Source organism: Pontibacter rufus (genome assembly GCF_015694705.1).
GTDB lineage: Bacteria > Bacteroidota > Bacteroidia > Cytophagales > Hymenobacteraceae > Pontibacter > Pontibacter rufus.
On sequence record NZ_JADQDR010000011.1, the window covers coordinates 23,074 to 43,622 of the forward strand.

15 protein-coding genes are annotated in these 20,549 nt (G+C 51.7%); 1 reads left to right on the plus strand and 14 read right to left on the minus strand.

The genetic code is table 11. The annotated features are described in order from the left end of the window. Positions 1–79: 79 nt before the first annotated feature. A complete protein-coding gene (locus I2I11_RS17225; protein WP_196268984.1) occupies positions 80–1,726 on the plus strand; it encodes a UxaA family hydrolase in 1,647 nt (548 codons plus the stop codon). Between the two features lie 113 nt (positions 1,727–1,839). Here the strand turns inward: I2I11_RS17225 and I2I11_RS17230 are convergent, their stop codons facing one another. From I2I11_RS17230 to I2I11_RS17295, 14 genes are all read right to left on the minus strand, one after another. Beyond that, a complete protein-coding gene (locus I2I11_RS17230) occupies positions 1,840–2,232 on the minus strand; it encodes a VOC family protein (RefSeq protein WP_196268985.1) in 393 nt (130 codons plus the stop codon). Between the two features lie 43 nt (positions 2,233–2,275). Further along, positions 2,276–3,514, minus strand: coding sequence for a dienelactone hydrolase family protein (locus I2I11_RS17235; RefSeq protein ID WP_230680388.1), 1,239 nt, complete (start codon positions 3,512–3,514; stop codon positions 2,276–2,278). 198 nt (positions 3,515–3,712) lie between these two features. Then, positions 3,713–4,531, minus strand: a complete 819-nt coding sequence (locus tag I2I11_RS17240) for a rhamnogalacturonan acetylesterase (protein ID WP_196268986.1) — start codon at positions 4,529–4,531, stop codon at positions 3,713–3,715. 197 nt (positions 4,532–4,728) lie between these two features. Next, positions 4,729–5,484, minus strand: a complete 756-nt coding sequence (locus I2I11_RS17245; RefSeq protein WP_196268987.1) for a rhamnogalacturonan acetylesterase — start codon at positions 5,482–5,484, stop codon at positions 4,729–4,731. Positions 5,485–5,579: 95 nt separating this feature from the next. Beyond that, positions 5,580–7,328: a glycoside hydrolase family 28 protein gene (locus I2I11_RS17250; protein WP_196268988.1), complete on the minus strand. Its 1,749-nt coding sequence runs from the start codon at positions 7,326–7,328 to the stop codon at positions 5,580–5,582. Beyond that, positions 7,306–9,036 (minus strand): glycoside hydrolase family 43 protein, encoded by a 1,731-nt coding sequence (locus I2I11_RS17255; protein ID WP_196268989.1) that lies wholly within the window; start codon positions 9,034–9,036, stop codon positions 7,306–7,308. Before I2I11_RS17255 ends, I2I11_RS17250 begins: the two co-directional genes overlap by 23 nt. 39 nt (positions 9,037–9,075) lie before the next feature. Next, positions 9,076–10,809: a FlgD immunoglobulin-like domain containing protein gene (locus I2I11_RS17260; protein ID WP_196268990.1), complete on the minus strand. Its 1,734-nt coding sequence runs from the start codon at positions 10,807–10,809 to the stop codon at positions 9,076–9,078. Positions 10,810–10,839: 30 nt separating this feature from the next. After that, the gene (locus I2I11_RS17265) at positions 10,840–11,829 is read right to left on the minus strand and encodes a pectinesterase family protein (RefSeq protein WP_370583006.1); all 990 of its coding nucleotides are present in this window, start codon (positions 11,827–11,829) and stop codon (positions 10,840–10,842) included. 7 nt (positions 11,830–11,836) lie between these two features. Next, on the minus strand, positions 11,837–13,066 hold the full coding sequence (locus I2I11_RS17270; protein WP_196268991.1) for a glycoside hydrolase family 88/105 protein: 1,230 nt from the start codon (positions 13,064–13,066) through the stop codon (positions 11,837–11,839). A 58-nt stretch (positions 13,067–13,124) separates the two neighbouring features. Further along, positions 13,125–14,066, minus strand: coding sequence for a pectinesterase family protein (locus tag I2I11_RS17275; protein ID WP_196268992.1), 942 nt, complete (start codon positions 14,064–14,066; stop codon positions 13,125–13,127). 8 nt (positions 14,067–14,074) lie between these two features. After that, a complete protein-coding gene (locus tag I2I11_RS17280; protein ID WP_230680389.1) occupies positions 14,075–15,508 on the minus strand; it encodes a pectate lyase family protein in 1,434 nt (477 codons plus the stop codon). A gap of 93 nt (positions 15,509–15,601) precedes the next feature. Next, complete coding sequence (locus I2I11_RS17285) at positions 15,602–16,885, minus strand: DUF4861 domain-containing protein (protein WP_196268993.1); 1,284 nt, start codon at positions 16,883–16,885, stop codon at positions 15,602–15,604. 201 nt (positions 16,886–17,086) lie between these two features. Next, entirely contained in the window at positions 17,087–18,676 is a 1,590-nt protein-coding gene (locus I2I11_RS17290; RefSeq protein ID WP_196268994.1) for a DUF5123 domain-containing protein, read from the minus strand. An 18-nt stretch (positions 18,677–18,694) separates the two neighbouring features. Beyond that, a complete protein-coding gene (locus I2I11_RS17295; protein WP_196268995.1) occupies positions 18,695–20,527 on the minus strand; it encodes a RagB/SusD family nutrient uptake outer membrane protein in 1,833 nt (610 codons plus the stop codon). Between the last annotated feature and the right edge of the window lie 22 nt (positions 20,528–20,549).

Here is a 20,549-nt window from a genome sequence, read left to right on the forward strand (position 1 = left end):
TTTAAAAACTTTTAATTTTGCATTTTTTCGTTCATCTTGCATATGCGCAATCGATTGTACAAATTTTATTTTTATACGTATGTCGCACAAGTTTTTAAAAATACATCCCGACGATAATGTACTCGTAGCCCTGACCGATTTACCGGCAGGCGAGCAGGTGAGGTATGGGGATTTTACCATCACCCTGGTGGACGGGGTACCGGCGAAGCACAAGTTTGCCGTGCAGGACATGCTGCCGGAGCAGGAGCTTATTATGTATGGCGGCCTGGTGGGCAAAGCAGTACGTTTTATACCTGCCGGCGGCATCATCAGCACAGAGAATGTAAAGCACCAGGCCTCCTCCTTCAGTGGTAAAACAGCTACTACCGGCTGGCAGGCGCCGGATGTGTCGAAGTGGCAGAACAGGACTTTTATGGGCTACCACCGCGCAGACGGGCAGGTAGGCACCGCTAATTTCTGGCTCGTGATCCCGATGGTATTCTGCGAGAACCGCAACGTAGACACCATCAAGCAGGCGTTTATAGAAGAATTGGGCTTTGGCCACGTGGATGCCTACAAACATTATGTGCAGCAGATGGTGGAGCTGTTCCGCGCCGGCAAAACAGACGAAATCGCAACGCTCACGTTCCAGGACGGCTCCGCAAACGGTCACAAGCGTGTATTCGACAACATTGACGGCATTAAGTTTCTGACGCATGAAGGAGGCTGCGGCGGCACCCGCCACGATGCAAACATGCTGTGCGCGCTTCTGGCAGATTATATTCATCATCCCAATGTGGCAGGCGCTACTATTCTGAGCCTCGGTTGCCAGAATGCGCAGGTGAGCATCCTGGAGCAAAAAATAAAGGCACTCGACCCGAACTTCTCCAAGCCGTTGATTATACTGGAGCAGCAAAAAGAAGGAACTGAGCAGGTGTTGCTTTCGCAGGCTATCCGCAGAACGTTTCTGGCGATGGTAGAGGCCAACAAACTGCAACGGGCGCCTGCTCCATTAAGCAAACTGGTGGTTGGGCTTGAGTGCGGCGGGTCTGATGGTTTCTCAGGCATATCGGCTAACCCTACGCTGGGCCAGGTGTCTGACCTGCTGGTGGCTTTGGGTGGTAAATCCGTGTTATCTGAGTTCCCGGAGCTATGCGGTGTGGAGCAGGATTTGATAAACCGCTGCACTAACAACGAAATTGCTGAGAAGTTTGTGCACCTGATGCGTTCCTATGCCCGTGCGGCAGAGGCAGCCGGTTCGGGCTTCGACATGAACCCCAGCCCCGGTAACATCAAAGACGGCCTGATAACGGATGCGATTAAATCGGCCGGCGCTGCCAAAAAAGGCGGCACTTCTCCGGTGGTAGATGTGCTGGATTATCCCGGCTATGTTACCAAACCCGGCTTGAACTTGTTGTGCACGCCAGGCAACGACGTGGAGTGTACTACGGCACTTGCCGGCTCCGGCGCCAACATCATCCTGTTTACCACCGGCCTGGGCACCCCAACCGGCAATCCTATATCTCCTGTTATCAAAGTATCGTCCAACACCAAACTGGCGCAGCGCATGCCCGACATTATTGACATCGACACCGGCCCTGTGATTTCGGGAGAAAAGACGATTGAGGAAATGGGCGAAGACCTGCTGAACTACATCATCGAGGTGGCTAGCGGCAACATCATCGTCAAAGCCATGCAGCTTGGCCAGGACGACTTTATACCCTGGAAAAGAGACGTGTCACTGTAACCAAATTATTGGCGCATTTATACTTAAAACGGGTTGAGCTTCGGATGGAACTTAGCCCGTTTTGTTTTTCAGGCCCGCGAAGCATTGATTAACTGCTGATTGTTTTTCATAAACTAATATGCCGCCAGCATTGGCACGCTCCTTTTGCAAAGCTGCAGGGCCAGGCCCCAGGGGTCGCGGAGCATCACCAGGTGCGAGCCATCAGGCAAATGCTGGTCGGTTACCAGGCTGGCACCGGCAGCTATGAGCCGGGTTTTATCTGCCTCCGGATCTTCGGATACAAAAGCCAGGTGCACCAGCAACGGATTCATGGTGCGGTAGGGCGGCACCTCGTCTGCCGGGTTCCTGTAAATCTCGACCATGATGTTGCCGCTATCATCAACCATAAAAGTAGTATAGGGCGCTTCGGGCATCTGCCTGACAATGCGCAAGCCCAGGTGCGCCACATACCAGGTAGCCGTGGCAAGCGGGTCTTCTACATTGAGAGCAAAGTATTCCAGTTTCATAAGTCGTAAGTATTATAAGTAAGTATAGCGGCTGTTTTTATACTTATTTCAACCATTTCTCCAGCCAGGCGAAAGCATCTTCCTGCATCTGGATGTTCATAGAGTGGGGCACATCGTAGTAGCGGCATGAGAACTTTTCAGGCACTTTCATTTTATTGTAAACAGTAGCTAGTTTCTGCTCAGCCGCCTGCATGCCTTCTCTGCTAAAAAGCTTGTCCTGCAGGCAGTTCATCACCAGCAACGGGCGCGGGGCGTTCAGCGAGGCCACATCCGGCAAATCCAGGAACTGGTACTGGCGTGGCACATACATCATCCAGGTATGGTGGGCATGCTGCTGCAGCATCTGCGCATACGTGGTAGAAAAAGCCGCCACAACGCCCACTTTTATTCTTTCATCCAGCCCGAAAAGGTACGTACTGCGCAGCCCGCCCAACGACAACCCGATACAACCAATTCTGTTGGGGTCTACCTCCGGCCTGGAGAGCAGGAAATCGATGGCTACCCTGTCGCCCTGCATGATGATGCCCAGCCAGGTGGTGCCGGCGGTCAGAATCGTTTTCTCCATCTGTACTTCGTGTGCACCCGCCAGCTTGTTAAAAGCTTTGATACGGCCACTTTCGTCCAGGCCATCCAGCTGTTTATAGTAGGCTTCTGTGTCGTGGGGCGTAAGCAATTCGGGCAGCAGCTTTTGGGAACCGAAATAGTTGACATCAGGACAAAGCACCACAAAGCCGCGTTTGGCCAGCTCGTCAGCATAATACCTGCCATCATACAGGTTCTGGATGTAGTCTACCAAAATGGGCGGCGGATTGTCGGTTAAAGTATGTTTTTCCTTTCCGAAGAAATAAAAGCCGCCATGGTCGTGAAGGGCAATTATAGCTGGCGCCGGCTTTTTCAGGTTGTCCGGAATGAGCAGGTAAGCTTCGGTTTGCTGCAAAGCATTCAGGTTATACCGCACCAGGTACTGCGTATAGCCGTGCCGTTTGGTTGTTTTCAGGATTTGTGTGTTGAGCGGCGCAGGCCCGGGATGGTACGCCAGCAACTCATTCAGCTGCGCTCTGGCAGTGCGTCGCCACTTCTTGTCGCTTTTCCAGTCTTTGGCCAGGTACGACAGGCTGCTGTTGTGCTTGCCGGCATACGCATCCAGCAAAGGATAAAAATTACCAACATCGGATGTGGGTTGCTGCGCAAAAGCCGAAAAGCTGCACAGGTAAAGTATACACCCGAAGCAAAAGGCGCTTATACGTTTATACTTGTTTGTACGAAGGTTGTGGTTCATCATTAATTCTTTTTTTCTCGTAGGGACAAGTCGCGACCTATCCGCGCATAGGCCGGGCTATAAAACACCCCAGCAGGTATAGCAAATGGCCGCCATCTAAAGTATAGAAATCCTGTTAATCCATACATCCTGAAAATTCTGATTTAGATAAAAATCCGGTGCACGATTCGGACAGGTCGCGACCTGTCCCTACGAGGATTGTTATTTTCGGGCGGATGCTTTCTCTACTTTCAGGTTCTTCATCCCCTCAAACACCAGTTGCGCTACGGCTCTGGCACCTTCCGGCTGGAAATGCGTATTATCGTTTTCTCCTTCAGGATATGCGGTATACTTGCCGGCGGGCAGGTTCATGAAATAATGGGCCGTTACGTAGTCTTTGCCTTTGGCCATAAAGGCGTCGATGGACAGCTGGGTGAGGTCGATGAGAGGCACATGCAGTTCCCGGGCTACATCTTTTACGGCCTGCGGATAATCGCCATGCACGTTGCTGAGCTGCCCGTCCTTCCAGGGATAGTTGCGGTTAACGGGGGTAATGAGAATAGGTATAGCGCCTTTCTCCCGTGTCTGATTCACATACAGCCGCAAATATTCTTTGTAGCCCTGCACGTTCACATAGCGCTCTGGCTTATTAGCAGCAGCATCGTTGTGCCCGAACTGAATCATCACGACATCATTCTTTTTGAGCGCCTTATATACTTCTGCCCAGCGGCCTTCCTCAAAAAAGGTGCGGGTACTGCGGCCTCCACGGGCCTTATCCAACACAAGCACACTGTCTGCTTTAATGATATTCCTGATTTGTGCGAGGCTGTCGGAACTCAGAAAGGGCTGGAAGACCTGTCCCCAGCCGGTAATCGGATAGCGCTCGGTCATGTAATCCTTGTCGTCATAGTTACCGGTATAATCTGCCATGGTAGAATCGCCCACCAGGTAGACCTTTACGATCTTTTTCTGGAAAGCAGTAAAGGACATAAGTACCAGCCCAAAGCACAGGAAACCAAGTATAAAAAGTCTTTTTGTCATGAGATTTCTTCTGTAAAATAATCAGGTATAAAATAGTACTGTAATCGGGTGGCTGCCACAATATAGAGCAGCAACGTAAGTAGTGCCGGGATAGAAATAAACATGTATTATGCTTCTACTTTGCTGTCATCCTTCCAGGATGACAGCATGTAATAAAGACCTATTTACTTCAGCATAAACATACTTCTCAACCATACTTACTCTTTCAGATACTTTGCCAATTCCGGCAGGGCTGTTCTGATTTCGTCGGCTACCAGGTCGGCCACCCGGAAAGCGCCATAGGCGGACAGGTGCGTATCATCGTTGCGGCCTTCGGGCAGGGACTCGTATTCGCCGGGCGTGAGATGTAAGTATAGCGCTTTAGACCTTTCCTCGCCGTAGCGGCTTACCAGTTCTTCGGTTCGCTTCTGCAGGTCCAGCAGGGGAACGTTTAGCCGTGCGGCTACGTCGCGGACCACTTCCGGGTATTTGCCGTGGGTAGCTACCAATTCTCCGTTTTCAAACTTCCGCCGGACGATGGGCGTTGCCAGTACAGGAATGGCTCCTTTCGCCCGTGTTTCAGCAACAAAACGCTCCAGGTTGTGACGGTAGTCTGTTTCCGGGGCGGCGTAGCGTTTCGGGTCTTCGCTTTTCTCGTCGTTGTGTCCGAATTCGATGATAACGTAATCGCCTTTCTTGACCTCCTGCATCACCTTGTCCCAGCGGCCTTCGTCGCGGAAGCTTTTGGTGCTGCGCCCGTTCACAGCGTAGTTTTTTACCTCTACGCCATCTTTCAGGTATAGCGGAAACACCTGCCCCCAGCCCTTCTCCGGGTTGCCATTGCCGTAGGGCTTGTCGGCCACCGTAGAGTCGGCCACCAGAAAGATAATAATCGGTTTCTTATCCTGCTTCTGCACGTAGCTCATCAGCGGCAAAAGCAGGAGCATCAGGCTAAGTATACTTATACTTCTCATAAGTTAATGTGCTAATTTATAATGTGCTATTTATCAGCTGGATGAAGTATAGCTGCCAGCTTTTTGCATTTTTCCACCGGAGCTGCTATGAACCATTAGTCCAGCTGCACGGCTTTTTCGGGTACTTCGGGGCCGATGAGCAACTGCGCCGCCGGGCTGTTAAAGTCTTCTTTATCAAAGCTGATGTCCTGCGAGAGCTTGCCCATTACCTTTGCTTCCGCTCCCTTGCCCGCCGGGAAAGAGAAGTTCTGCACCGTAATGTCTTTGCTGTTATACAGTATAAGCGCAGGGCCATTTTCCTGAATCACTTTTACATTCAGCAGTTTCACCCCAGCGGCGTCCACCAGGGTGATGCCTTTAGCTGCTTTCAGAATTGCGTTTTCCAGGCGCACGTTTTGCAGGTTCATCTCCGGCAAGCCCTGAAAAGCGGCAGCCTGACTGGCTCCTGCCACCGTAATATTTTTCATGTAGATGTTCCGGAATGATGGCGTTTCTTCAGTTACCGGCACCAGCGTTTCATCCCGGGCTTCGGTGACTGCCTGCTGATCTTCTTCCAGGATAGGTGAGTTGCCGCCATAGAACAGGTTAAAACTAATGGCTTCGGAGGGAATATCGAGCATGTTGATGTTGGAAATGTAGATATTTTCTACCACGCCACCCCTACCCCGCGTGCTCTTAAAGCGCAGGCCAATGTCGGTACCGATAAACGTACAATCAGACACATGCACATTTTTAACACCACCCGACATCTCGCTACCTACCACAAAACCCCCATGCCCGTGGTACACCACATTGTTCCTGATAATCACGTTTTCGGTGGGTATACCACGGTCGCGGCCGTCTTTATCTTTCCCGGATTTAATGCAAATGGCATCGTCTCCCACATCAAAGGAATTGTTATAGATAACGGCATTTTTGCAGGACTCCAGGTCCAGGCCATCGCCATTCTGGGAATACCAGGGATTGCGGACGGTCAGGTTACGGAGCGTTATATCCTCGCACATAAGCGGGTGCAGGTTCCAGGCTGGTGAGTTCTGGAAAGCAGGGCCGTCCAGCAGTACTTTTTTGCAGTTCACCAGGCTCACCATCACCGGACGCAGGTAATCCTTCACGCTTTCAAACTGCTCTTTTGTCGTGAAATTGGGCACGTTGAAGTTATCGTTGCTGTCGCCGCGTTTCGAATTTTCTGAGGGGTACCAGGTCTTCTTATCATCGCTCAGCACACCGCCAGATTTTACCAGGTCTTTCCACTGCGAATCGGTCATTTTGCTTTTCTTTACCGGCCGCCAGGCGTCTCCCGAACCATCAATCACGCCCTGGCCAGTTATAGCCACATTTTCCAGCCCATTACCGCTAATCGGCGATTGACAGCGGTACGTGTTCAGGCCCTCGAAGCTGGTCTGAATAAGCGGGTAATCATCAAAATCAGCGCTGAAAATGATAGTAGAACCAGCCTCGGTATGTAAGTTGATGTTGCTTTTGAGCACAATGGGGCCTGTTAGCCAGATGCCGGGCGGCACCACAACCATGCCGCCACCTTTGGCAGCCACCGCGTTAATGGCCTTGGCAAAGGCTTCAGTATTCTTGGTAATGCCATCTCCTTTTGCACCAAAATCAACTATACTCACGCTGTTATTGGCAAAAGTTGGCTCCTGCACCCTCGGCATGTCGAACTCGATGCCCTGGTACAGCGCTGCATTTATATCTGCCTGTGCAGCGGCGACGGGCGCTGTGGAAGTAGTAGCCACCGGTTTAGAGGGCTGTTGCTGGCAGGAGAAAAGAAAAACAGCTGCTATACTTCCGTAGAAGCCTAATCGCTTTTTATAACCCTTTTGAAGTATCATTTTTTATACTTTGTTGATTCGATTGAAAATTCTGATTGTTTGGCGTGATGCGGAACCAGTCGTAATCGGCATAGCCGGAATCATTTGTTTTATCGAGGCGGGTAGCGAAAAGGCCAACTTTGGCCCCTATCCACCGGCCCGGCACGGCCGTAAAGGTGTCGGCAACGGGCGTATACTTGTCCCCATCCTCGCTGTAACTGAACCGGCATACAGCATCTTTCCCGACCGCCACCCGGAAGTATACGTCGTTGCCGTTCAGCTTCCCCAGCAACTGCTCCTGTTCCGGCTTGCCCTTGTCAGCAGCTTCGGCGGTAGTGTAGGCCACATAAATCCCGTCTTTTTTGCTCACCAACGAAATATAGGCATAGCTTTCGCCCATCACGATCAGGCCGGTGCGCTCGTTCTGCAGTTTGGGGTTTGGTGTAAAGTGGAGTTTGGTGGTGGCAGTAAACGTCTCGGCCGGGAACTTCTGCAATAACAAATTAGGCACGTCCCAGTAGTTCTTAAAGTCTTCGGGCACCTGGTCGGTAAACAGGCGCAGCTGCCCTTTGCCTGCTGCCGGAAAAGCCCAGGTAGCTTTCGGGTTGGCGTGCCACTGCCACTGCAGGCCCAGCGTGTTGCCCTCAAATTCATCCGATTCGGCCGGCGTAGTAACAGGGTATGTTTTGCCAACGTCCGGCTTTTTATAGCTCAGTACCGGCTGGCCTTTGCCGTCGCCATCTTTATCCTCGCCAATCACCGGCCAGTCGTTCACCCATTTCATCGGCTGCAAATGCACCACCCGGCCATACGCCTCTTTGTCCTGGAAATGCAGAAACCAGTCCTCCCCATTTTCCAACTCTACCCACGCGCCTTGGTGCGGACCGTTTATACTTGTGGCACCCTGATCCATCACTACTTTTTGCTCGTAAGGGCCATAGATGTTTTTAGCGCGCAGGGCCAGCTGCCAGCCGGTGGCCACCCCGCCTGCCGGGGCGAAAATGTAATAATAGCCGTTGCGCTTGTAGAACTTAGGCCCTTCCACGGTCGGGTTGTTGTCGTGACCATCAAATACCAGCACGCCTTCGTCCAGCACTTTGGTACCTTCAGGGTTCATTTTGTTTATGGCCAGCACGCTTTTTATACCTGCCCGGCTACCGGCAAAGCCATGCACCAGGTAGGCCTTTCCATCCTCATCCCAAAGCGGACACGAGTCTATCAACCCTTTGCCCTCCATTACCAGCACAGGGTCTTCCCAATCGCCTGCAGGGTCTTTGGTCTTCACCATGTAGATGCCATAATCAGGGTCGCCCCAGTAAATGTAAAACTCGCCGTTGTGGTGCCGGATAGACGGTGCCCACACGCCATTGCCATGCTGCGGCTTCGCGAAATGGTCGTAAGGCGGCAACCTGTCCAGGGCATAACCCACAATTTCCCAGTTCACCAGGTCTTTGGAGTGTAATATCTGCAGACCGGGAATGGAATTAAAACTGGAGGAGGTCATGTAAAAATCATCGCCCACACGGCACACGTCCGGGTCTGAGTAATCAGCGTGCAGCACGGGATTTTTATACATGCCATTGCCCTGGTCAGCCACCCATACTTCTGAAACGCCGGCAGCCGGTGCAGCCACTTTTGCAACCTTCGACTGGGCTGAACCTGAGGAGCCGGCACAGCTGCTCAGCAGGGCAACAAGGATAGTAGCGTATATAAAGTTCTTGTGCAGCATGGTATAAAATGTATTAAGATGATTAAAGAGGAAGCCTTATTATTTTTGCAGTGCCAGCCGTTGTACCACCCGCTCCTGCCCTACCTGCAGCGATGTAAAGTATAAACCGCAGGACAGTAAGTGCTTTTGCCTGCCGGTGCCGTCCCACTGCAGCTCATACTCACCTGGTGGCAGGGGCTTGTCCAGCAGCGTGGCGACCTGTTTGCCGGTTGTATCAAATATGGACAGCGTCACCTGCGCTGCCTGCCTCGTCAAAAACCTAAAAGTAGCGCTTTCAGAGAAAGGATTCGGATACACAAAGGCGCTGCTTCCGGCCGACACATCCTCCTTCAGGCCGGTAACTTCCGCCTGCGGCAAACTTCCGTTCAGGTATTCTTCGAGGTTGGTATAGCCGTTGCTGTTGTTGTCGTTGTTGCGGTCGGCGGCATTGTTGGGGTTCAGCGCATACTTTTGTTCCCAGCTATCCGGCATGCCATCGTGGTCGGCATCAGCAGGGGCGGGTGCCGAGGTTAAATCCGGCCAGCCTCCTACATCATTCTGACTATCGATGATACCGTTGGTGCTTCCGTTTGAGCCTGTTGCCGTGAACGTATTACTCCGCACACCACTAACCACACGTTCATCTACCGCATCCCGGTGCAGAGATGCACCGGCATTTTGCAACACCTTTTCGTAAGCTTCCTGTGCGGTATGGGTCGTCACGTTATTTGCAACAGGATGCGGCTGCGTTATGCGCATGGCTTCTTTTTCGGCATCCGGTATGGTTCCATAGCTGCTGTGAAACTGGTTGTACACGCCATAGGTCCAGTTGTCAGCTGTAGCCCGGGTACTTCCTTCTACAAAGTTGCCGTCAATAAAAAACTTACCCCAGATGCCGTATACCTCCGTGCCTTCTATTTTATTTTTATCAATGGAAAGGATGCGTTCTTTTCTGGTGGTAACTGGCCCCGGCTTGTAGTAATTATTTACGATATTCACGTTCATCGCTTCGCCGCCATAGGCACTGTTGCCGCCCCAGTTAAAAATAACATTATTGCGGACGTCTACCAGGTCTGCCAGCGCAAAGGCTTTGCCGGCTTCTTCGCCTAGCCTGGGGTTGCGGCTGTCGTGGTTTGCCAGCAGGTTATGATGGAAAGAAGCATTCTTACCGCCCCAGATGCCTCCGTAGCCGTGAGCACCTTTAGAATGAACCGAGTTGCGCAGGCTCTCCGAAATGATGCACCACTGCATGGTAAAATTCTCGTTTGCGTAAAAAGAGGCCGTTTCATCTATCGACCAGCTAAAAGAACAATGGTCAATCATCGTATTTTTAATACCTCTCCCCCATATTGCATCCAGTTCCCTTTGGCCAATGTCGCCCGGACGGATGCGCAGGTAACGAATAATCACATTATCAGCATCCACCACTATACCCGACCTTTTAAGACAGATACCGTCGCCGGGGGCCGTTTGCCCGGCAATGGTCAGGTTGCCGTTGCGAATAAGTAAATCTGTTTCCAACTGTATCGTACCGGATACCCGAAATACAATCGTTCTGGCCCCGGTTTTATTCACGGCATCGCGCAGGCTGCCCGCGCCCGAATCGTTCAAGTTGGTGACCTCGTACACGGCACCGCCCCTGCCGCCCGACGTATAGCGGCCAAAGCCCTCCGCTCCCGGAAAAGCCAGTTGCTGTGCCGTAGCTGCCTGAGAACCGCAAAGCAGCAGAACTATAGTCAAGGCAAAGCGCCACAGGTGCCGGAGTGCAGGTATAAAAGTAGAAGGTAGTGCCATAGGTGCTGGTTTGAACTATAAATCCGGACTTTATTTCTTTGTCTCGAAGGGCGGCCCAAAAGGCACCCAATCGCCGAAAATGTTTTCTAAGGTATAAGTGGCGGCCTGTTGCGTGGTGAGCAGGTGTGCCCAGTTAACGCGGGCTGCCGGCGCTGCGCCCGGACCTGTAGAGCCATACTCGGCATAAAAAGTCAGTTTCTCCGCCTCCGGTTTGTTCCAGTTGTTCCAGCCTTCGGGCTTTATCTGGTTGCCCATGTAGCAGTTGAGGTATACCGTTTTGGCATTCGGGCGCCAGGGCCGGCCCAGGTAAAACATGTGCTTTTCGGCATTACCCGTCAGGCGGCAGTTGCGGAACACAAAGCCGTAGGGCTGCCCCGCCTCCGTAGAAGCCGCCGTTACGTAGCCCCCACCTTGTTTGCAGTAAATCTCGCAGTCGTCAAACACAGCCGTAGACCAGCCGAAGATAAAATCCACGGTGCCCTCTATGTAGCAGTTTTTATAGTACTGGCGGCTCTTTTCGCCGTGCGGGTACAGCGTGTCCTGGAAACCCAGAAAGCGGCAGTTACGGAACGCCGCCTTATCGCCATCAACGCGCACGGCCACCGCCTGCCCTACCGGACCGGCCGCATTCTCGAAAGTGATGTTCTCGGCTGTAAATCCTTCCCCGAAAATATAAAAACTGGTAGAGCCCGTCGTGCCCATTTCCTCCCCAAACCTGTTCTTTTTAGAGGCATAATCATCGTAGGTCAGGATGGTGCTCTTTACATCTTCGCCCACCAGCGTAACAAATGTTTTGGTAGCCGGTAGCGTCAGCTTCTCTTTATAGGTGCCGTTTTTGATGAAGATGGTGGTGGTGCTTTTCCGGAAATCCGGCACGGCGTCAATCGCTGCCTGCACCGTTTTAAAATCGCCGCTGCCGTCTTTTGCCACCACAAAATCATACTGCTGCGCGTGCAGGTTGGCAACGCAGCTGCAAAGCAAAAAGGCAAGTATAAAAAGGAAGCGGTTGCTATACATCATAGTTTTTTTAGTTAGTGGCGGTGGTATCCGGCAAATCTTCGAGCTGGAGCGAGGCCATGATGAAAGGCGCTACAGCTTTGGGGTCGTTTTCACGGCGGGGCTCATTGATGTAGTAGGCGTAGGAGCCATCGCGGTAAGGATTGCCGCCCAAACCTGCCACAGCACAAACGTTGGTGATGCTGATGCTGCCATCGGGCTCTTCGCGGATAAAGTTCTTCAGGATGCCTGCATAGCCTTTTTTGGCCGCTTGCAGGTAGCTTTTGTCGATATACCCTTTCTTAGCGGCTTTGGCGAGGAAGTATACGAACATGGTGGAAGCCGACGATTCCAGGTAATTGCCTTCGCGGCCGCCCTGGTCTACTACCTGCCACCACACGCCGCTATCTTCGTCCTGGTAGCGCGTGATGGCTTTCGCCATTTTCCGGGTTAAGGCGATAATTTCATCCCGCTTCGGGTGATTTTCCGGCAGGTAATCCAGTACATCTACCAGCGCCATGGCATACCAGCCCATCGCGCGGCCCCACACGTTCGGCGACTGCCCGGTTTCCGGGTCCGCCCATTTCTGTTCGCGGCTCTCGTCCCAGCCGTGGCGCCACAGGCCTTTTTCCTCGTCCCAGGTATGCTTGTCTGCCAGAATAAGCTGTTTGGCTACATCGTCGTAAAGCGCTGGCTCGTGAAACACCGTAGCATACTGCGCCAGGAACGGCGAAGCCATGTACAAGCCATCGAGCCACATCTGGTGCGGGTATACCTTTTTGTGCCAGAAGCCCCCTTCTGAGGTGCGGGGCTGCGTGCGCATCTGGTCGCGGAGCTGTTCTATGGCCAGTTTATACTTGGGCGCACCTGTTTCTTTGTAAAGCGCAAACAGGAACTTGCCGGAGTTCACGCGGTCGATGTTGTAGTCTGCTTTTTTGTAGGTTTTGATAGTGCCATCGTCCGTAATCATGGTATCGGCGAACGCTTTGACATAGGTGTAGTATTTCTCATCGCCGGTGCGCTTCCATACCCGCTCCAGGGCGCTGGCAAAAAGGCCCTGGGTATAATCCCACTTCGGCTTCTCCTTAAAGTCTATCATCCAGCCCTCGGGGCTCCGCTTCATCTCAGAATTAGCCATCCAAACAGCGTAGGATTTTCCGTTTGCCGGGCGCACCGCAGCGGTTGCAGCAACGGGCTCCGCCGGCTTACAAGCAACCGTGAGCAGTACCAGCAAGAGTATGGCGTAAGTCGTTATTTTCATCCTGATAAATTTTATACCTGCGGCGCTGCTTTGCTATACTTGCCACCGGTTGTTTTAATTATGGTTTAGGCTGCCAGTTATCGGCACCCGCCAGCACCGTAGCCGGTGTATATTTCTTAGCCTCTTTCCGGGTCAGCTGCTTCGACCAGCCCACCCGTGTTTTGGGCGAGGCACCCGGCCCTGTCGATTTGTACTCGGCATAGAAGGTAGTTTTTTCGGCCTCCGGTTTGTTCCAGTTATGCCAGCCCTCGGGCCGGATGTTTCCGCTGAGTTTGGTATGGAGGAACACCGTTTGCGCGTAAGGTCGCCAGGGGCGGCCCAGGTATACTTTGGTGGCGTCGTTGCTGGTGGTGATGGTGCAATTCAGGAAAACGAAGCCAAAAGGCTGCCCCTGTGGGGTGGAAGCCGCCGTGATGTAGGAGTTCTTTTTGCAGTGGATGGTGCAGTTCTCGAAAACAGCCGTGGCGGGCCCGAAAATAAAATCCGTCGTGCCCTCGATGTAGCAATTTATGTAGTATTGGCGGCTGTTATCCACCCCGGCGTACAGGGTATCCTGGTTTCCAATGATGCGGCAGTTCTTAAATACGCAGCGGTCGGCCTCCACGTGCAGCGCCACGGCCTGCCCCACCGGCCCGGCCGTGTTCTCGAACGTAATATCCTCCGCCCTGAACCCATTGCCCTGCACCAGCACCGTGTAAGAAGTAAAGGTGTTGATGTCGCCTTTGCCGGAGTAATCGCCCCAGCTGATGATGGTGTTCTCCTTGTTCTCGCCGCGGAGCGTGATATCGGTTTTCCAGGAGGGGATGATGAGCTTTTCGTGGTAGGTGCCGGGCTTCACCAGTATCTCTACCCGCTCCAGCGGAAAAGCCCGCACGGCATCTACCGCTGCCTGAATGGTGGTATAGTCGCCGCTGCCATCCTGCGCCACCACCAGCTTTTGGGCCTGGGCGGGCACGTATAAAAAAGAAAGCAAAAGGACGATAACTGAAAGAAGGCGCATAAGTGAGGTTATTTTACAGGCTGCTCCGCCGCTACGATGCTGTTTAAGTATACTTCGAGGTTGGTGTATTGCTTGCTGAGTTTATACTGGGTGGCATCAGCTGCATTGCCGGGATTCAGCCCGTGCGTTTGCTCCCAGGCATCCGGCATGCCGTCCTGGTCGCTGTCTTCGGGCGACGTGCCGGAGGCCAGCTCGGGCCATCCGCCCACGTCTTTCTGCGAGTCGATGATGCCGTCGTTCTTCTGGCCATAAGGTGCTTTCCCGGTCCTGACTTCCTGCACAATGCGTTCATCCACTTTGTCGCGTCGGTAGCTGGCACCGGCTCTGGCCAGTACCTGCTCGTAAGCCTCCTGCGCCGGGTGCTGCGTAATTGCCTCCACCGGAAAAGCAGTTGCCACCACGACAGAATCCACGTGCTCCGCCTCTATGCCCAGCTTGTTGTTTTGCGTAACGGCAGGGCTGCCGTCCATGTAGTTCCCGCTTACATAAAAAGCACCAAAAGGCCTGTAGGGCTCCAGTATTCTCTCTTCTTTCGATGCGATGGTGGCAGGGCCGGGCTTGTAATAGTTGTTCACCATGTTGTAGCGGCCTCTCTCGCCACCGTAGGTGCTGTTGTGTCGCCAGTTAAAAATCACGTTATTCCGGAAATCCACCAGTTCATCGGGGGTATTCGGGGTGCTGCTGGAGCCACTGAAACGCGGGTTGCGGCTGGTGTTGCTGGCCAGCAGGTTATGGTGAAAGGTAGCGCCCTTGCCGCCCCAGATGCCGCCATACCCATGTGCTCCTTTTTCATGCACCGACTGGTTCAGGCTCTCCGCGATGATGGACCACTGTAAGGTAAAATTCTTGTTCCGGTAAAAAGAGGCACATTCGTCGGTGGCCCAGCTCATAGAGCAATGGTCAACTATAATGTTTTCGCGCCCCTTGTTGGCTCCCAGCGCATCTGCCTGCTCCATATCCGTATCGCCCATTCGGAAGCGCATGTACCGCACAATCACATTATCCGCTTTTATACTTACCGGATGGTTGCGGAGGGTAATGCCCTCGCCCGGAGCCGACTGGCCGGCAATGGTAATATCGCCGTTGTTGATATCCAGTGGCGACTCCAGCGGAATAGTGCCTGCCACCGCAAAGACAACCGTACGCGGACCATGCTTTTGGATGGCATCGCGCAAACTGCCCGGCCCGCTATCGTTCAGATTTGTCACTATCACTACCTGGCCGCCTCTGCCGCCGGTGGTATACTTGCCAAACCCTTCCGCTCCTGGGAAAGCCAGCGCCCGCTGCGTTTCCGGCGCCGGTACGGTAGCAACAGTTACAGTCGCGGTATCCGCAGCCGGAGTAGCGGCCGTCGTTGCTACCTTCTGCGAACAGCCCGCCAATGCCAGTTGAAACATGGAGCCAACGAAAGCAATGTGGGTTATCTTGTTTTTAAACTTCATCCTGATCTCTTTGTGTGGAGCCTCTCTTATACTTGAAGAAGGCTTCTGTTTATTTTCTTACCTCAGCTATTCCGGCTATACTTTGGTTTGGCGTTACTTGCTGCTATTGACATGCACCTGAACAGGTGCCGCCAGCTCCTGCGCGGTTTTGTTGAGGTATTCCAGGAACTGTTCCTCGGTTTTAATGCCCTGCGGTTCCAATTCCCAGGCAGCCAGGAAATAGTAGTCGAGCTTGCCGTTGGTTGGCTTTAGCTTCACCACGTGGCTATTGGCATCTTCTGTAAATGCCATAAAGTCCTGCGGGCGGAAAAGTACGGCAATGCCCAGTTTGTCTTTGTTCAGGCTCTGCGCTCCGTAGGTAGCCAGGTAGCCCCACTGTTTGTCATTCCCTTTACTTTTGAAGAGCCGGGCAGTTTTGTCTTTGTTGAGGCCGGTAACCAGGTTTTCCGGTGTGCCGCCTGTTACCTGTACCTGGTGGTGCGTCAGGCGCGTGCCGGCATGTATACTTAGCAGCGACTGCACATCCAGGTCCTGGCCCGCTACCTGCCAGCCATAGTAGTTGGTGAGAATGGACGAGTATACAGGCCCGTTCTCGGTTATTTTGCTGATGATGCTGTCTGTTTTTTCTATCCGCTGTGCATGGTCCTCTACAAACATACCCAGCGTGCCCACACCCAGCGATTTGCCCACTTTCAGCACATCCATGCCCCAGGGCTGCAGTTCGTGGTATGAGTCAAAGCCATCCAGGCCCACCTGCTGCAAGACCATATCCGGGGTTGTTTTGCCGAACACATCCGTACCGTTGCGCCAGTCCAGGTAAAAGCGGTAGCCCACCTTATCCGACTCCCAGCCGGGGCCTTCGTAGCGGATAAAGAAGGAGTGGTCGGTATGCTCGTCGGGCACCCGCAGCGAATCTACGTTCCGGAACTCCCCGCCAATGTATTTCTTGTTTTCGAAGTGGCCGCCAAACTTGTTGGAAAGCTCTGCCTGCGTGCGTTTGGCATACTTGTGCTGATAGGTGCCCTTCTCATTGTAGCGAATGGTGAGCGTACGCGCTGCTTTTGGCGCCATTTGGTCCAGCACCAGTATGATGCCCGCTTGCAGGTTATCCTTGCTGTTATACTGGCTGGGGATCTCTTTCTTACCATCAAGCACCACAAAAGCATCCGGGTTAAAAGCCGGTATCGCATTCCGGATTTCTGTGGCAGGTATAAAAGCGGCTACATCGCTGCGCGGCTGCGCCAGCGGGTTGGTCACGCTCACCGTAAACGTTTCACGAAATACCTGCTTCAGGTTCTGGGCGTTTACTTCGCCCACATGCAAGGTATAAAACAGTAAGAATGCGCAGATGGTCCGGAACTTTACCTGGTGGATCATAGGGTGCTATTTTAAGAGAATCTAAAGGAATGAACTGCCGGAAACGGTAAAGTTCCGCTCCATCTTTCATCAAAGGGATTGCTTATACTTTGCCTGCTGGTCTTTAAGTATAAATTATACTTGTAGCATGAACTCAGTCCACTAAAACATATTAGCTACCAGTTGCAGTTTGTATGGCTGCAACTGGCAGGTTAAAATAAACTATGGTCTCCATCTCGGATCTCCGGCACTGTTATAGCCACCGAAAGTTCTATCGACAAGGGTAAAGTTTCCGTTAGCCGGATCTGCAAATAAGTAAGTAGATGCCTTGTCATAAGAAATCAGATTGGGTAATGGATCTGAGATATTACTATAATCTGAAGTGCTGTAAGTACCCTTTAAATCTATACTTGTGCTGGCACCTGCTACAATCCCTTTAACGCCTGTACTTGTTTCTCCGGGTTTGGCCCAGCCCGGGCCTATGATGCAGTTATAGATTTTAATCAGCGAGGCAACATCATTGCTATTGTAGTTCACAAAGTAATTGCCGCTCAGCGGAGCTTCGTTGAAAGTGCAATTCTCAATCAGCACAGAATTTGAAGCAGACTTGCTTACTAATACATTTTGCGCCTTGTAAATGGTACTGTTGCGGATTGTAATGTTCTCTACCATGGCAGCTGTATTATCAACGTTAAGCACGCCGTATCCATTTATACTATCAATCACACAGTTCTGGTAGGTAAAATCTGAAATCAGAACCGGAGAAGATGATTTGATTCTGGCTACTCCCCTGAAACTCTGGATCTGGCAGGCATTAAAGATCACCTTGCCGACAGTACCTCCCTTTGATATGTTCATGACATAGCCCCCTCCAAAATCACCGCGCATCGAAACATTACTGAACTTTACAGAGTCAATAGCAGCGCCTTCTGACAGGTCAAAATTGCTGCTAAACTTAATACTGGCAATGTCATCAAAGCCAAGCCCGCTTAAAATTGTAACAGAACCGTTTAAACTTGTTGTAGAAGGAATGTTGTATGTCAGGCCTCTTTCCAGGATAATAACGCTCCCCGATGGTGCCGTTTGCAGGGCTTCATACAATGCTTCCGGATTGTCTTTTATTCCTCTCAGGTCAATTATATTACTATTTGGGAATACGAGCGGTACTTTTGTGGTGTAATTTTCCCAGCCTCTCATGGTCTCACCGCTATACAGGTAAATAATGTATCCGGTAGCGCCCGTTAGCCCGGTAACTACTTTTTGCTGGGCGGCAATATCATCTGCGGTAAGCGCTACTTCGCTCACTAGAGAGCTATCTGCGGCATTCAGTACCTTAATTGAGGTTACCGCATCTCCGCTGTTGGTCCAACGCACGATGGCGGCAACATCGGTTACATCATTTGAGGTGGGCGTAACCAGGATGGTAGGAAACTTTGCAGTTTTCATCTCACCCAGAAATGATAAGCCGGAATTTTTAGACGGATCCTGAGCCAGCGCCTGTACCTGAATCTGGTATAACTGATCCCACAGCAGGTCTTCAAATACAATGGCGTTGGTATCAACCTCTACTGAATAATCAATCGTTTTGAAGGTATCCCGGCTAATTTCAACCTTGTAGGCAACAGCGCCCTTGTTCTTTTGCCAGGATGCTGAAATCCAGTTTCCCTGCGACTCCATCAGCCCTTTTTGTACAGGTCTGAAAAGCCGGTCGGGGCCTGTTAACTCTTCTTCTTTCTCGCAGGCTGTCAGGAGAAGGAGGGCTGAGATCAGGCCCAGAAAAATATACTTTATATTGAAATACGTGCTGTCCATAATATTTAGTTTTTTTGTTTAAAACCCGTATCCGTCATTTTTTAACACTCCCAGGCTGCCGGTAACTGTTTCGCTCGGGATTGGCAGGATGTATCTAACCGGCGACATGCCGGAGTCGTCCTGATAACCTCTCCAGTTTCTAAGTATATAATCAGCAGGCCCCATGGTGGTGGTATTAATCAGGCCCCGCAACCAGGTAGTGCTGTAGTAGCCATCCGGATTATCGCCTTTGTTTGGCGAATCTACTACAGGCGGCACAACAGCAGGTCTTCTGAATTTATTCAGATAGGTTATGGTGCCATCAGCGTTCCGCTTGTAATAAAGGTAATCAGGGTACTTCGCGTATTCGCCGGCATTGTTGTAAGCATCCAGCCCCATTTGAATAAGTGTCCGCCTGGTCTCAGCCACTTTTTCACCGTACAGGCCCCAGCGGATGAGATCATACTTGCGCAACCCTTCACCGCCAAACTCCCAGGCCCTTTCATCTACTATAGCATTAAAAAACGCCTCCTTTCCTGAAACCGCGCTAATGTATTCGTCCACCTTGGCTGGCCAGGCGGATTGCGGGAAAGCGCGCTGGCGTACTTGCCTGAGTGCCTCTTTGGCCTCGCCTGTAGGCCCGCCGGAAATTTCATTCTCTGTCTCGGCCAGCATTAGCAGCACATCAGAATAGCGCATCACCGGCCAGTTAACACCGGTGCCTTTGGCAGAAGCTGCCCCCGGAGGTGTTTGCAGCCACAACCTGTTCCATTTGCCCGGCGCAATAGAAGTAACATCGACCGGTTGCTGCAATAAATTCTTGTCGTAGTAAACCAATGAGCATGTTACCCCCTGGCGTGTATCCAGTGTATCAAAAGAATAAAAATAACTTACTGGGAGGCTTATGTAGTTAGAGCCGGATCCATATGGATGCGTTCCGGCATCCACCCTGACACCGTTATTCCAGGCCACATCACCGAAGCCAGGATGAAAAGCAACTTCAAAAAGCACATCGCTATTCTCAGGAGAGATATATTCAACCTCATTGCGGAACACTTCTCCAAAATCAGGGTTAAGGCTATGGGGCTTTGTATTTACCAGCTTTTTAGTGTAGGTGTTGGCAATCTGGTAATACTCCAGGTAGTCGTCGCTTCTTTTTACCGACATGTCAGGATAAAGGGCATAGCCGCCACGCGTTAACGACAGGCGCGCAATCATACCCATCACAAACTCCCTGTTGATGCGCTCTATACCAAAATCCAGTTGATCTGCCCACATCATTTTCGGCTCTATCTCGATCAAATCCTGGATAAGCTGCGTAAGGATTTCATTTCTGTCAGTCCTTGGCAGGTAAAACTCATCTCCCGCTTTGGTAGGTGTTGTTTTAAAGGGCACATCACCCCAAAGGTTTACCAGATAATAATACCAGTAAGCGCGCAGCGTTAAAGCTTCTCCCAATAATTGATTCATCGTTGGGTTGCCCTGTTGGTATAAGGCGCTGTTTTCAATCCCTTCAATAGCCTCGTTCGCTCTGTTGATGGCGTTGTAGGCATTGTTCCAGACAACTCTTACATCACTATTGCTTGCTGTGGCCTCAAAAGACCAGACATCACGCCGGGCATTGTCGGGTGAACCACTCACGCCCCCGGCTTCAATGTCGGTGTTACCCATAAAGTTGCTGGAAAGCCTGGACGTGTATGCATCCTGATTGAAAAGCGCGTAGATTCCATAAACGGCCTTGGCTGCATCCGCTTCGCTGCTGAAGATATAATCCTGGGTAAAAGACGAGGGAGAATTTGTGTCCAGATAATCTTCGCATGAAGTGAAGAGCAGTGCCACTGTCACAACGCTGTATATAAATATGTTTTTCATCTTGCGCATGATTGATATACTT